Annotated in this window: 13 protein-coding genes; all 13 read right to left on the reverse strand. The window is 64.3% G+C overall.

Annotation, left to right across the window (positions count from 1 at the left end; all coding sequences use genetic code 11):
- Nucleotides 1-2: 2 nt before the first annotated feature.
- Nucleotides 3-683, reverse strand: coding sequence for a YoaK family protein (locus tag AC5Y5W_RS10805; protein ID WP_499887913.1), 681 nt, complete (start codon nucleotides 681-683; stop codon nucleotides 3-5).
- 28 nt (nucleotides 684-711) lie between these two features.
- Nucleotides 712-1,419 carry a hypothetical protein gene (locus AC5Y5W_RS10810; protein WP_499888045.1) on the reverse strand — a complete coding sequence of 236 codons (708 nt, stop codon included), beginning with the start codon at nucleotides 1,417-1,419 and terminating at the stop codon, nucleotides 712-714.
- Between the two features lie 167 nt (nucleotides 1,420-1,586).
- On the reverse strand, nucleotides 1,587-2,201 hold the full coding sequence (locus AC5Y5W_RS10815; RefSeq protein ID WP_499887915.1) for an Rv1363c family protein: 615 nt from the start codon (nucleotides 2,199-2,201) through the stop codon (nucleotides 1,587-1,589).
- Nucleotides 2,198-3,175: an RDD family protein gene (locus AC5Y5W_RS10820; RefSeq protein ID WP_499887916.1), complete on the reverse strand. Its 978-nt coding sequence runs from the start codon at nucleotides 3,173-3,175 to the stop codon at nucleotides 2,198-2,200. Before AC5Y5W_RS10820 ends, AC5Y5W_RS10815 begins: the two co-directional genes overlap by 4 nt.
- Nucleotides 3,172-3,849: an Rv1363c family protein gene (locus AC5Y5W_RS10825; RefSeq protein ID WP_499887918.1), complete on the reverse strand. Its 678-nt coding sequence runs from the start codon at nucleotides 3,847-3,849 to the stop codon at nucleotides 3,172-3,174. Before AC5Y5W_RS10825 ends, AC5Y5W_RS10820 begins: the two co-directional genes overlap by 4 nt.
- Complete coding sequence (locus tag AC5Y5W_RS10830; protein WP_499887920.1) at nucleotides 3,819-5,384, reverse strand: virulence factor Mce family protein; 1,566 nt, start codon at nucleotides 5,382-5,384, stop codon at nucleotides 3,819-3,821. Before AC5Y5W_RS10830 ends, AC5Y5W_RS10825 begins: the two co-directional genes overlap by 31 nt.
- Complete coding sequence (locus tag AC5Y5W_RS10835) at nucleotides 5,378-6,523, reverse strand: virulence factor Mce family protein (protein ID WP_499888047.1); 1,146 nt, start codon at nucleotides 6,521-6,523, stop codon at nucleotides 5,378-5,380. Before AC5Y5W_RS10835 ends, AC5Y5W_RS10830 begins: the two co-directional genes overlap by 7 nt.
- 8 nt (nucleotides 6,524-6,531) lie before the next feature.
- Entirely contained in the window at nucleotides 6,532-8,169 is a 1,638-nt protein-coding gene (locus AC5Y5W_RS10840) for a virulence factor Mce family protein (protein ID WP_499887922.1), read from the reverse strand.
- Nucleotides 8,166-9,761, reverse strand: coding sequence for a virulence factor Mce family protein (locus AC5Y5W_RS10845; protein ID WP_499887924.1), 1,596 nt, complete (start codon nucleotides 9,759-9,761; stop codon nucleotides 8,166-8,168). Before AC5Y5W_RS10845 ends, AC5Y5W_RS10840 begins: the two co-directional genes overlap by 4 nt.
- Nucleotides 9,758-10,798 (reverse strand): virulence factor Mce family protein, encoded by a 1,041-nt coding sequence (locus AC5Y5W_RS10850; protein ID WP_499887926.1) that lies wholly within the window; start codon nucleotides 10,796-10,798, stop codon nucleotides 9,758-9,760. Before AC5Y5W_RS10850 ends, AC5Y5W_RS10845 begins: the two co-directional genes overlap by 4 nt.
- A complete protein-coding gene (locus tag AC5Y5W_RS10855) occupies nucleotides 10,795-12,105 on the reverse strand; it encodes an MCE family protein (protein ID WP_499887928.1) in 1,311 nt (436 codons plus the stop codon). The genes AC5Y5W_RS10850 and AC5Y5W_RS10855 overlap by 4 nt, the downstream gene beginning before the upstream one ends.
- 5 nt (nucleotides 12,106-12,110) lie before the next feature.
- Nucleotides 12,111-12,980, reverse strand: a complete 870-nt coding sequence (locus AC5Y5W_RS10860; RefSeq protein WP_499887930.1) for an ABC transporter permease — start codon at nucleotides 12,978-12,980, stop codon at nucleotides 12,111-12,113.
- Nucleotides 12,977-13,783 (reverse strand): MlaE family ABC transporter permease, encoded by an 807-nt coding sequence (locus AC5Y5W_RS10865; protein WP_499887932.1) that lies wholly within the window; start codon nucleotides 13,781-13,783, stop codon nucleotides 12,977-12,979. Before AC5Y5W_RS10865 ends, AC5Y5W_RS10860 begins: the two co-directional genes overlap by 4 nt.
- Between the last annotated feature and the right edge of the window lie 50 nt (nucleotides 13,784-13,833).

Raw genomic sequence — 13,833 nt, forward strand, 5'->3', positions numbered from 1 at the left:
CGTCAGGGTCGGCCGAACCGAAAGATCAGCAGGCTCACCGTGACCACAGCGGCGGCCAATCCGATCACCGGCGCCACCATGACCCGAGACAGCGTCGCGCCCAGAATGGCACCACCGCACATCGCGGCGATCACGCTGTAGCGCAGCTTTTCACGTTCACCGCCGCCGCCGGCAAGCCGGCTGTCTACTCCGAGGCCGACGACGGTCGACGTCAGCACGGTGGTGGTGAGCTCCTGGATGCGGAACTGGCGTGCGGTGGCGTTCTGCACGCCGAAAGTCAGTGCCAGGCCGGCGATCAGGATGAGTTTCGTATTGGAGTGATAGTTCAGGATGCCGGTGCCGGCCAAAATTGACAGCACCACCAAGATGGTGACCTCCAAGCCGAGTGCCGCTGTCAGCCACCGCCGGGTCTGGTGTCCGAGGATGCGAATCAAGCGGCCGCCGAGCACAGTGCCGACGAGGAACCCCGCGAAGGCGACGACCGCTGCGGTCAGGTCGACGCCGGCGCTCGGCACGAACCAGAAACCCAGGAAGATGACATTGCCTGTCATGTTCGCGACGAACACGTGACCGAGGATCAACACACTGATCGCGTCGACCAGGCCGGTGGCGAAGGTCAGCAGCAGCAGCGCCGCAACGGTCAGTCGATCGGATACCGGCGAGACGATCGCGCCAGCAGCCATCGGGGCCAGTACCTTTCGGTGAGCTGCCTTACACGTGGGGCGTCAAATCCAAGGAGGTGATGGTGTTCATCTTGGTCACCAACCAGCGCGCGTGGTCGCGTTTCATCATCAGCCGGTAGGACAGGTACCTCAGCGTCGGAACGTTTTTCGTCAGTGGGCTGGTAGATGTTGTATTGGTGTACACGATCGCGGTGGCGTTTGTCGGGTTCAGAGATTCCACCGCTGCACCGGTGACCTCAGTGGTGTTGGTGATCTGCGCTTGCTTGTTGGGCGGGACGACCGCATCGATGTATTTGCGGTACTGGGCTTCGAAATCGCCGCTGAGGTACTGCGCCGAGCGATCAGCCAGTTTATCCATGTTGTCCGGATTGTAGGTCCACAATGTCGTGATCGCGTTGGCGGCAGTGCGCGCGACTTGCAGCTTGGTAGCCACGGTGGCGCGATCGGTCAGGTATGGCTGTAGGGTCGCACCGGCGAACGCTGCAGAGCCTACGAACAGTACGGCCGCAGCGGCTACAGCAATGGCAAGCCGCCGGCCGGCCGGTCGTCTGGCGGCGGTTTCCGCGGCCGGTAATTCGTCGACATCTCCTTCGCGCTCGGTGTCGCCGTCAGTGTCTTGCGCTTCGTCGACGCCGATCTGGTCAGAACCGCCGTTGGCGGGCCGAGTTGCGGCCTCGTTACTTTCGACGCTTTCGGCCCCCTCTTCGGCCGAGGGTTCATCGTGGGACGCCGCCAATTCGGGTGGCTGGGCGTCTGGTTCGGCAGCTTCGGTCTCGGCGGTGGCGTCGGGCTCAGGCACGCTGGAGGCCGAGCCGACTTCCTCGGTTCGAGCCGCCGTGGCCTTATTGCGGCCTCGACGAAGCCGCGCCCACCGGCGCTTCCGATGTGGCGGGCGGTTGTTTGTCAGAGCACTTGCTGGAGGCTGCTGATCTTCCACTGGTCGCCTTCCCGCTGAGCGGTTAACACCCAACGATTCGTGTTCTCGATTGTTTGCTTTCCGTCGGGCGACTTATACGTGACTTCGGTGGCCACCAGCAGGTTTGCGCTGCCGTCGTCATTCCACCTTTCAACGCCGGCTTCCAGAGCAGTGCCCTTGGTAGGCTCAGCTTGGGCGACGTGAAGGAGGACCTGGTTCTCCTTTTCACGGTACTGCTTGGCGAAATCACCTGTGCCCTGGGCCAATAGCCCCTCCACGTAGTCGTTGGCGTGAAACGGATCCAGCGTCGTGAAGCTTGTCATGAACGACCGAGCGAAGCCGAGCACGTCGACTTCCTTCATCGCTGCCTGGTGGTGCGACCTGTGGTCGACCAGGATGAGCGAGGACGACGTGATCGCGCCTGCCGCAAGCAGCCCGGCGACGGCGATCGCCATGGGCGCGGCCCACTGCCGCGACGGTTTCCACCACTGGCGCGGTAACCTCAACCGCCGCGCCGTTAGGCGCGACCACAGCGATGTTTTCGGTATCCGCTCGATGAGGAGCGGCTCTTCGCCAAGCTGAATTCGGCGGCGGGGGCTCATTTTGCGCTCTTGGGTGGTTTGGGTTTTGTGACCACCGACAGGTCGTCGACGAGCCAGCGCGCGTCTGTGCCTTTGACAAACGAAACCCGAACGGTGGCGGTGATGTAACGCTCCCGGTCCTCCCCGCCGCGGTGGCCCTGCAAAAACAACAGCATCGTCGCCCGATCCGGCGTCGCGGACAGCACTGCGCTGTTGGTCACCCAATACTCGTTGACGACGGGGTGGCCCTTTTGCACTTCCTCCTGCTGGGCAGCCAACTGCGTCCGGTATTTGTCGGTCGTCAGCGACAGCGCCCGAGCGAAATCCTCCTGCAACGATTTCGGCTCGTAGGTCAGCATCTCGGTGACAATCTTCGGTCCCTGCGCCTGGATCGCGGCGCGGGTCTGGTCGGACCCACGATCATGCAGGAAGACCACCGTGAAGCTCAACGCGGCACCGCCTACGCACAGCAGCACCGCGCCCGAGACCACGATTGCGGCGAGTCGCCGGATGCTGCCGGGCCGCTGATCCGGTCGGACGCGACGCACCTCGGTGCGCAGCAGCAAGTCGGCGAAGGTCCGTCGGCGCGCGTCCCACAGCGGCCATAGCCAGCCCACGAATACCGAGATGGTGTCCAGTAGGTGGGCGAGGTCTCGCAACAGCAACCGCCCCAGTCCGGGGGAACCCCCGTCTGGGCACACAACGGAGATTCCCATGAGGGCACGGCCCAGGCTCCAGCCGCGGTTCGCCGGCCACACCGTCCGGTTGATCAAAGTCAGCAGTATCACGGTCGCTGAGACCGAAATGCATAGCCACCACCACGTGCTGCGCACCGGCACCGCCAACGAGACCAACGCCATCGTCGCCACTACGGCAACGCCAGGCAACACATCGGTGACGAACGCAGCCGCGCGGATCTGCCAGCGCGCCAGGTTATTCGGCGCTGCCGCTTCGAATTCCGGCGTGGTCTCGGTCTCTTCGAGCACCACCGTCACTTCGCCACCTGCTCAAGCTTGGCAATCCGGTATTCGCCTTCAGCGGGTACCATCGTCACCCGCAATCGGTAGCCCACTTCTCGGTCCTGCGCTTCACTGTTGGACACTTTTACTCGGAGTGCCACCAGCACGTCGACCGGCCCCTCACCACTGCTCCGTTCCGCCGCCGCACGCAGATCGGACACCTGGACATGCACGTCCGCAGCCTGATACGCCTGGACGAACAGATTGCTGTAGAGAATCGCTTGGCTGCGGAAATCGCCGGTGGCGCAGTCGATGATCTTCTGTTCGCTGGCAACCAACGCACCGATGTCGGGGGCCTGGGTTGCCGCGACGCAATCCTTTGCGGCCTGTACGGCTTCCGCGTCGTTGCGCGCGATGGCCTGGCTCTCCTGGTTGGCGCGCAGCGCGAAATAGCCACCGGTACCGACAGCGCCGGCCAACACGAGAAGCGCCGCGGTGATGCCGATCAACCACCGTCGTCCCAGACGCGAGGAATTCCGCTCGGCAACAAGAGAGTCCCCTCCCTCGGAGTCATCGTCGGCGGTTGCCTCGGTACTGGCCTGGTCGGCTCCTACCTCGGATTCGGACGAATCCTCGCTCTTTACCTCCGAAGACGACGAATCGTCGGCATCGGTTGGGTTCAGCCGGCTGGCGCCAGCATCTCCTTCCATCCGTCGTCTCCTGTGCTGCTCGAGTTATTGACCGAGTACTTAACGCCGTCGGGGCCGGTCAGCTCACCGCTCTGCGGACTATAGACCGCGGTGGGGCCCCCGCTCGGAGTGTAGACACACGGGTTGGGCTGCTGGCCGTTGCACTGGACGGTACCCGAGCCCGGCCGCTGCAGCGGATCGTTTTTCGGCGGCGGCGTCAGCCCTTCTGGCGGCAGCTTGTTGGCGGGCAGTGGGTTCAGACCGTTGTTGATCGACGGCGCCGGTATCACCTGGCCGGGGTTGACCGGCTGATCGCAGCGGGCACCGGGGGCCGGGCAGTTGAGGATCTGGTTCGGGTCGCCGTACCACGGGTTGGTGCCCATCGGCTCGTAGGGTTTGCCACTGCGGCACTCCTTCGGCGTCGCCGCGCGTTTACCGGGAACGTCGACGCACTCGATGTTGCGCACTCCGCGCACCGAATTGGAGGGGGCGTCCTGCGGGATTTTGCAGTACGCGCCTTTGGGGTGGGGAATCAAGCTGGTGTCCGCTGGTGATCGCCACTCCGCTGCCGAAGGCCACCCGGTCAAACATGGCGGCGGTTGATTGATCGCAAACCCGAGGTCCAGCACAAGCGTGTGGTCTTTCTCGAACGGCACGGAGATCGTCTGGATGAACGAACCAATCTGCGGCAAGATCGTCAGCGCCTGCTCGACGCCGGGGTGGTAGCGCTTGAGCATCTCGATCACCACCGCGAGATTGGCCAGGGTCTGCGGCAGCGACTCCCGCAAGTCGCCCAATGCCGCGTCGAGGTCATCGGCGGTCGGCGCCGCCTTCGACAGCACGCTTTCCAAATCCTGGTCCTTTTCCGCGGCCTGGGCGCCCAAGACGTTCAGGTTGCGCGCCCAGCGTTCGATCGCGCTGCTGGAATTAGCCTGGCTGTCCAGGATCGGCGTGGAGTTTTGGATGATGTCATCGACGTCGCGGATATTGGTTTTGAAGTCACCGGCGATTGCCTGGGTGGCGTCGACCAACCGTTGCAGCGCGGGCCCCAGCCCGCCGACCGCTTGCGCGGTCTCGTCGAGCAGCGAGGCGATTTTGTCTTTGGGCAGCACTTCCAACCCGCGGTTGGCGGCGTCCAGCGCCGGCCCGATCTGGCTGGGCACCGTACCTTTGGTGATGGTCTGTCCGGGCGAAAGGAACTTGCCCGGATCGCCTGTCGACACCAGGTCCAGGTACTGCTCACCGACCGCGGACACCGAATGCACGTTCGCCGACGCATCGACCGGGATCTTGTAGCGGCTATCGATGCTCATCGTCGCCTGTGCGCCCCGTTCGGTCGGCTCGACGGCGGTGACCTTGCCGATGGTGACACCGCGATAGGTCACGTTGGCCGTGGAGTACAGGCCTCCCGACGCCGGCAGGTCGGCCGTCAGCTCGTACTGGCCGATACCCACCAGGCTCGGAATCCGCAGGTAGTACCAGCCCAGCACCACCAGGGCGATCACCGTGATGGCGCTGAACAGGACCAGCTGGCGTTTGATGAAACGGGTCAGCATATCGCCCTCTCCACCAGTGGTCCGCCGGGGGCATCGTTGGGGTTCGGCGTGTAGCGGACATCGGGAATCATCGTTTCGGGATCGCGACCATACGACTGCTCGAGCGCCCGCAACGCACCGGACAGCCCGGTGCCGGTGAGGAACGCATTGTCAACGGTCGACAACGTCGCGTCGAGATTGATCGACGAATTCATGAAGTCACCCCGAATCAGCTTCGGAGCGGTGTCGAGGTCGAACGGCACGGTGGCGAGGATCTTCAGCACACCGAGCAGATGAGGCGCGGCGCGGCCCAGTTCCCGCAGCGGGCACTGCAGCGACTGCAGGTTCTGATGCAGTGGGCCCCGGGTTTCGGACAGGTACTGGTCGGCGGCCTGGCTGAGCCGGCCCACCGCATCGGTGGCGTTGATCAGCAGTTGTTGCTTGTCGGCGAAATGCTTGATCAGTGGCGGGAATTCGGTCAGCACCCGATCCACGACCTCCGACCTATCGCCCACGTAGGCCAGCAGCCGGTTGGTGGAATCGATGGCGTGGGTGATGTCGTCGCGTTGCTGGTTGAGCTCGGCGGTAAAGGTGTCCAGTTTGCCGAGGAACGCGCGGATCTGTGGCGCGCGACCGCGCAGCATGTTGTTGACCTCGTTTTGAAGCACCTCGAGGTTCGGGATGCCTCCGCCGCGCAATATCATCGCGAGGCCGGCCAACGTGCGCTCGATGGTCGGATACGCCGACGAGTTCTTCAGCGAGATGGTGTCGCCGTCTTTCAGCGGTTGCGTCGACGCATTGGGCGGCGCGGACAACTCAATGTGCTGAGAGCCCAGCAGGCTGGTCTGGCCGATCTTCGCGGTGGCGTTCCTCGGCAGCTTCACACCTTTGTCCAAGCCCAGCGTCAAAGTGGCAACCCAATTCTTGAGCTTGATGTCGCGGATCGAGCCGACTAACACGTCGGCCACCAGCACCTTGCTGTTGCCGTTGATCGCGAGCGTGTCCGGCACCTGTACATAAATGGTGTAGGAACCGGATCCGCTACCCGGGCCGCCGGGGATCGTCACGTTGGAGAGACCACGCCACCCGCACGAGCTCAGCATCAGCGCGGCCACCAACAGAGCCAGCCCCTCCCAGACCCGGCAGCGTGCCCAGCGCATTACCCGATTCACTGACCGCCTCCTGTCGATGCGGCCGCCTCAGCGGGCAGCGGCGGTCCTGCGGGTCCCGGCCCCGACACCGGCGCCGGCGTCGGGGCGACGGGACCGGGCACCACGTCCGGTCCGGGCGGCGGCGGCGAGATCGGTTGCGGATTGCCGGGCTGCCCGATATACGGCAGTGGGCCGGGCTCCTCGTTGTACGCGTTCGGCGGCCCAGGCGGGGTTTGATACTGCGATTCAACGGGTTCGATGTCCGGGCCACCCATCAGTTCGGCCAGCGATTCCGGGGTCAGCAGGCCCTCCGTGATCGGGCCTACCTGTACGCCCTGCATCCCGGGCGCCGTGATCCACCCGTGCTGGGTGTTGCGGTGCGAGAGTGCTGTGTCGGGCACCCAGATCCCGGGGACGGTGGTGTCCTTGTAGCCGGGCGGTGGTTGCAGCCGCGGCTCGGAGTAGGCGACCTGCTTGGGTAGCGTCGCGGCGGTGGTGAACGGGTTCAACCCGAACGGTATGTAGTTGAACTTGATCGCATCGAGAATCGGCGCCAGGTACTGGGCACAGATTTCGGCAGATTCCTGGTAGCCCAGCCGGCTGCCCGCCTGGATCGTACTGCAGATCAACTGCATTGGGTTCGCGAAGCCGATGGCACCGAGGAGTGACACCGGCTGGGCCACGACGGCGCCCTGTGCCGGGTGGTAAATGTTAACCCCATTCGCCAGTGCCGTCGGCAATACGTGCAACAAGGTTTCCAAAGCGTCCAATGGTTCGGGTTGGAGCAGCGCGTTGGTCACGTCGGCGAGGTTGTTGACGTCGTGCGTCAGCACCTCACGGTTCTTGGCGAGGAACGGGCGAAGAGTCGTGAGCAAACCGTCGAACTGCTGTATTGCGTTGGCCAGGTCCCGGTCGGAGCCGGTCAGGCTGTTGGTGAATTTGGCCAGGTTGGTGTTGAGCGCAACGAACTTCTGGTCGTCCTCGTGCAGCGCGTTGACGAACAGCGCCAGACTGCGCACCACGGCGAAAAAGTCGCCGCGGCCCTCGTTGAGCGCGGTCAACGACCGCGAGAGGCTGTCCAGCGTGGCGTTGAGTTGCTTGCCCTTGCGGGACAGCCCGTCGGCGAACGACTCGATGACCTCACCGAACGGTCCCTTGGGCTGCTCCTTGGTGGGCCCGAATTTGTCGATGATGTTGGTGACGCTATTGCGCAGCGCGTCCCACTCGGTCGGCACCTGGGTGCGCTCGATCGGGATCACCGCGTTATCGCCCATCACCGGACCACCCCGATACGGTGGATCCAATTGGATGTTCCGGGCCGCCACCAGGGTGGGGTTGAGGATCGACGCCTGCGCGTTGGCCGGCACCTTGTACTTATTGGAGTAGTGGAAGGTCACCTTCATCTTGTCGCCGGCCGGCTCGACCTTGTCGATCGCACCCACCTTCACGCCCATGATCCGGACTTCGTCCCCGGAATAGAGCGCGTTGGCTTCCGGGAAGTAGGCCACCACGGTGTTGTTGACCAACTTCTTGTAGAGCTGAATCCCAACGAAGCCGACGACCAGGGCAAGCACAATCACGAGCGAGCCGATGATCACCGACGCCCGTGACAGCTTGGGCAGCCGCAGGTTGCGGATATCAAAAATGGTGCTCATGGTGGCGGGCTACTCCCCCCTAGGCTGCCTCCGCCTCCGCCGGGCTGGCTTCCCCCCACGCCGGGCGGGATGAACGGAGCTGGCAGCTGTTGTCCTGGTCCGGGTGGCGCTGCGGGTCCGGGTGGCAGCCCGGGCGCGAATGTCGACGGCGGTGGGGGCGGACCGGCCGGCCCCAGCGGCTCACTGCGCGACCCGGGCGGTCCCGGCGCGATCGGCACCGGGGTGCCGGGAACGTCCGGAGGCGCATCGCCCGGTCGCCCGCCGATCGGGATTCCCGGTGTCGGCGGCAGGCCGTTGGAGTTCGGCGGTGACGAGAGGACATCGGGCAACACCGGATACGGCCCATTAGGCCCGTACGGCCCCAGCGCTTGGTCGAGGCCCGCACACGGCATCGGGTTCCACGGCCGCGGCAGCAGGTCCGGCGTCGGCGTGTACGAGCACGGCGATCCCGGCGCAACCGCCGGTCCCGGATGATCCGGGATGCCCTCCAGCACCGGTGGCGCCGGGGGTGGCGCACCGTTGGGGAATCGGGTGCCGTTGGGGTCGGGGAACCGGAACGCCGGCAGGCCCGCGTTGCGCCAGAATTCCTCGGGATCGATGCCGCGCTTCTTGAACGCCGCATCCACCCACGGCTGCAGGACCTGGTACGGCGTCAGCAAAAACTGTTCCAGCGATACCTTGAAGTACGGTCCCGACGCGACAGTTTCGTTGAGGGCGGTGACGTGAGTGGAGAGCATGGAGACCGTTTGAACCAAGTCCTCCTTGCGGGCCATCAGCAGGTCGCTGACGCTACGCAATTGCTCCAGCACGTGGTTCAGGTTGGGGTTGTCGTTGATGAGCCCCTGCACCTGGGTCGAGAACGCAGACACATTACCCAGCAGCGCGCTGATTGCCCGGCTGCGCTCGTTGAACGCGGCCAGCAGCGTGTTGGCGTTGACGAACAGCCGGTCGACCTGTTCGCTGCGATCACCCAGCACGCTGGCGATCTGGTTGGCCTGCGCGAGTAAGTGCGTGATCTGCTCGTCGCGCTTGCCGATGGTGTCGGAGAATTTCTCCACCCCTTTGAGCGCGTCGCTCAGGTGCGGGTAGGTCTCATCGACGGTCTCCGTCAACACATGCAGCGATTGTTTGACGGTGTCGACGTCCCAGCCCTCGGCGGCCCTGGTGACGTCGAAGAACGCGTCGTAAACCTGATACGGGGTGGTGCTTTGCCCCAGCGGCAGCGTGGCGTTCGCCCGCAGTGTCTGGGTGCCGCGCGGCTCGATCTCGAGCACCTTCCGACCCAGGATGGTGTCGGTCTTGATCGCCAGCCGGCTCTCGGTGCCGATGGTGTTGGCCCCGGTCGTGAACTTGATCACGACGCGGTCGCCGTCGATCTCGATCCCTTGTACGTCGCCGACGTTCATGCCGGCGATGCGCACCCTGTCGCCCTTGTGCAGTTGACCGCTGTCCGGGAACTGTGCGTAGTAACTCGGCTTGGCGAACAGCATCGGCACGCTGGTGAGGCTTTGACCGACGGCGGTGGCGAGCACCACCACGATGATGCCCATGAGTCCAATCCGGAGGCGGTTGGGAGGTTCCAGCGTTCTCATTGCGGCGTGCACCTACCTGTCGGCTGCTGGAAAATCCTGACCGTGCGGACCGGCCCGTTGGGCTGCAGTCCGTTGGTCTTCAGCGTGAAGTCGCAGAGGTAGAAGTTAATCCAGTCTCCGTAGCTGGCGATCGCGCGGTCCACGATGTTTATTCCGGTCGGTGCCCGGTGGAGTAGGTCGTCGTACTGGTCGCGCCGATCGATGATGGCTTGCTGGATCGGGTCCAGGTAGTTCAGGGTGTCGTGCAGCAGGGCCCGGTTGTCGGCCAGCAAGTCGGCCACCGTTCCGGCGGCATTGCTGATGCTCGCGGTGTTTGCGGCCAGCGGATCGGCGTGGTTGTTCAGCCCGGTAATCAGTTTCTCGAAGTTGTCGACGGTCTGGTCGAACTCCTTGCGGTGCCTGACTGTGGTGTCCAGCACGATGTTCAGGTTCTTGACCACCTCGCCGATCGCCTGGTCACGCTCGGCGATGTGGGAGGTCAGCTGCGCGGTCTGGTCGAGGATGTCGTTGATGGTGCCGCCTTGGCCCTGGAAGACGGTGATGATGGCCGACGCGATGTTATTGACCTTTTCCGGGTCCAGCGCCCGAAACAGCGGCTTGAAACCGCCGATCAACGCGTCGAGATCCAGGGCCGGATGCGTGCGCGACAGGGGGATGAAACCACCGGGCGGGAGAACCCGGTCCGCGCCCTCGCCCTCACCGCGTTTGAGTTCCAGGTAGCGGTCACCGATCAGGTTGAGGTAGCGAATCTGGGCGGTCGTCGACTGATACAGCGGCACCGAGCGGTCGATGTCGAAGTCCACCCGCACCCGCCGGCCGTTGTCGACCAGCTTGATCTTTTTGACCTTGCCGATCTCCACCCCGGCGGCGCGGACGAACTGGCCGTTCCGCAACCCGCTGGCATTGCTGAACTCCGCGGAGTAGCCATTGGTCCGGTCGAACCGCATCTGACCGAACACCACGACGAGCAGTGCCGTGAAGAGCAGCAGCACCACCCCGACGGCGCCGAGCTTGATGACAGTGCCTCTGATACTCATGGGTTGATCGTGTTGTCCCCTACTTGGCGGCCCCAGACGTACTCGATGGCGTACGGTGAGCCGACGTCTACGTGGTTGTACGGCGCCAGGCTGGCGCCGGTGTCCGTCACCAGATACGGGGTCGGCCACAGCTCGCGGGTGATCTGCTGCCAGCACCCCGGCGCCCCGCCGGGCCCGCCGCGAGCGTTGGTCCGCGGCAGATTCTCCGGGTAGATATAAGGATTCGGCGCGCCGCCGACGAGTCCGGCTAACCCCGCGAGTCCCATCGTGCCCGCTGTGATGCCGATCCCCGGGAGAGACGCGAGCAGTCCCGCCCCGCCCAGGAACGTGAGTTGGGTTCGCAGTTCGTAGCCGCCAAAGCCGCCCGTACCCGCGGCGATCTTCGGTTCGGCCTCGTCGACGTTGCGGGCGGTGCAGTACAGCGCCGGCGCGTAGGTGTGCAGCAGCTGGGCAGTGGGCACCAGATCGGCGGCGCCGCGGGCCAAATACGGCCCGCCGCGCTCGAAGATGTCGGCGCCGGTGTTGCCGAATCCGGTCGCCGCCAACAACGCTTGATCCAGTTCCTTTTCATGGCTGTGCAGTGTGCGTGCCGTGGTGGCCCCGTTGTTGAGGAACTCCAGCAGGTCTGGCGCTGCGTTGGCGTAGGTATCGCCCAGAGCGGCCAGTGCCTGAATGTCGTGACGGATAGTCGGCATTCGCGGATTGACGTCATCGAGGATGGCGTTGCCGTTGACGATCGACTGTCCGAACTTGTCGCCCAACCCGCTCAACGCATCCGCGGCCGCGCTCAGCGTCAGATTCAATTTGACCGGATCCACCTTTTCGGTGATCGAAGTGATCGTCTGGAACACCGTGTTGATCTCTGTCGTGACATGTGTCGCGTCGATCGTGGTGTGCGGCGAGATCCGTTTCTTCGACGGGTCTTTCGGCGAGGTGAACGATACGTACTTGCCCCCGAACAGTGTGGTCGCCACGATTTTGGCGTCCACATTGGCCGGGATCAGCTTGAGATAGCGGGGATACACGTCCAAAGCGAACTTGGCCGCCGGCTTGCCGTCCTTCTGCACCTCGGAAATGCTCGCCACCCGGCCGATCTGCACGCCGTTGTAGGTGACCTTCGAGCCGGGGTCCATCACCAAACCCGCCCGTGAAGCCAGCATCGTCAGCTGGGTCTTCGGCGTGAAATCGCCCTTGTACTGCAGGTACACCACCCACAGCACCAGCGCACCGACCAATGCGACCACCACCCCGGCCGTCCGGTACGGCTGGAACGGTGGCTTGTTTTCTTTCGACTGTGGATATGTCATGGCCGCTACACCGTGAAAGCGAAGTTGGGATCGACGCCGTAGAGCATCATCTCGGCCAGCAGGACAATGACGTTCACCGACACCAGCGAGAAACGCATCGATCGGCCGACAGCTTCACCGACACCGACCGGGCCGCCGCTTGCGGTGTACCCGTAGTAACAATGGGTCAGCATCACGATGCCGGCCATGATGATGACCTCCGCGAATGACCAAAACACGTCGTCGGGGCGCAGGAACGTCCGGAAATAATGCTCGTAGGTGCCGGAAGGCTGACCGAAGAACACCGTGGTGACAACTTGCGGCGCCAGGAACGACGTGATCAGCCCCAGTGCGTAGAGCGGGATGATCACCACCAGTCCGGCCAGCGCCCGGGTGGACACCAGATACGCCATCGACTTGATGCCCATCACTTCCAGTGCGTCGATCTCTTCGCTGATCCGCATGGCGCCCAATTCCGCGGTAGCACCGGCGCCGACGGTGGCCGCAAGCACGACGCCGGAGACGACCGGGGCAACGAGGCGAACGTTGATCAGCGCCGCGACGAACCCGAGCAGCGTCTGGATACCGATCTGGCTTAGCGCCGAAAAACCCTGAAGGGCGACCAGGGAGCCAGAGGACAGTGTCACAAAGGCGATGATCACGGCGGTGCCGCCGACGACGGCCATGGCACCGGTGCCCATGCCGAGTTGGGCGACCAGCCGTACGATTTCCGTGCGGTAACGGGTCACCGCCCACAGCATGTCGCGGCCGCCGATCAGCGCGAACCAGCCCATCTTCCCGGCTTCTTCGAGCGGTCGGCCCGCAGCGCCGCCGTAACGACGAAGACTGCCGGCTGCCCGCGGGAAGCGGGCACGTAGTACTTGGGCCATCGTCATATCCGGGCCGCCGTTCCGAACTTCACACCGATGGCAGTCAGAATCACGTTGACCGCGTACAGCGCGACCACACACAGCACCACGGTCTCGTTGACGGCGGTGCCCAGACCCTTGGAACCGCCGCTGGTGGTCAGCCCTCGGTAGCAGCCAACCAGGCCGGCGATCAGTCCGAATGTCAAGGCTTTGATTGTCGCGATGACCACTTCGGGCAGCCCGGTGATCAGGGTCAACGTGGCGAGGTAGGCGCCGCCGGACACGTTCTGGAGGTAGACGCCGAAAATGAAGCCGCCCACCAATCCCACCATGCTCACCAAGGCGTTGAGCAACATCGCGACCAAGGCGCAGGCGACAACCCGGGGCAGCACCAACCGGTGAATGGGGTCGATGCCGAGCACCTCCATCGCGTCGATTTCCTCGCGGATGGTGCGTGCACCCAGGTCGGCACAGATGGCTGTGGCCGCCGCTCCGGCGACCACCAGTACCGTCACGATCGGCCCGATCTGGGTGACCACAGCGACCCCCGCGCCCGCACCCGAGATGTCGGCGGCGCCCACCTGGATCAGCAGGATGTTGAACGTGAAGACGAACAGCACCGTCACCGGTATCGAGACCGCCATGGTCGGCAGAAATGCGACCCTGATGATGAACCAGCACTGCTGGATGAACTCGCGCCATTCGAACGGCCAGCGGAACAACGCCTTACCGGTCAGCACGCACATCCGGAAGAAGCCGCCGACGAGGACCAGCGGCGGACCTAGTTGGTCGCGGACGTAATCGGTTAGCCGTGGCTGCGTCGACGTCACCGGAGCCCCCTTGCGATGGAGCCTCGTGCCTCGCGGCGCAACAGCGGATC

Source organism: Mycobacterium sp. NGS51 (assembly GCF_059812525.1).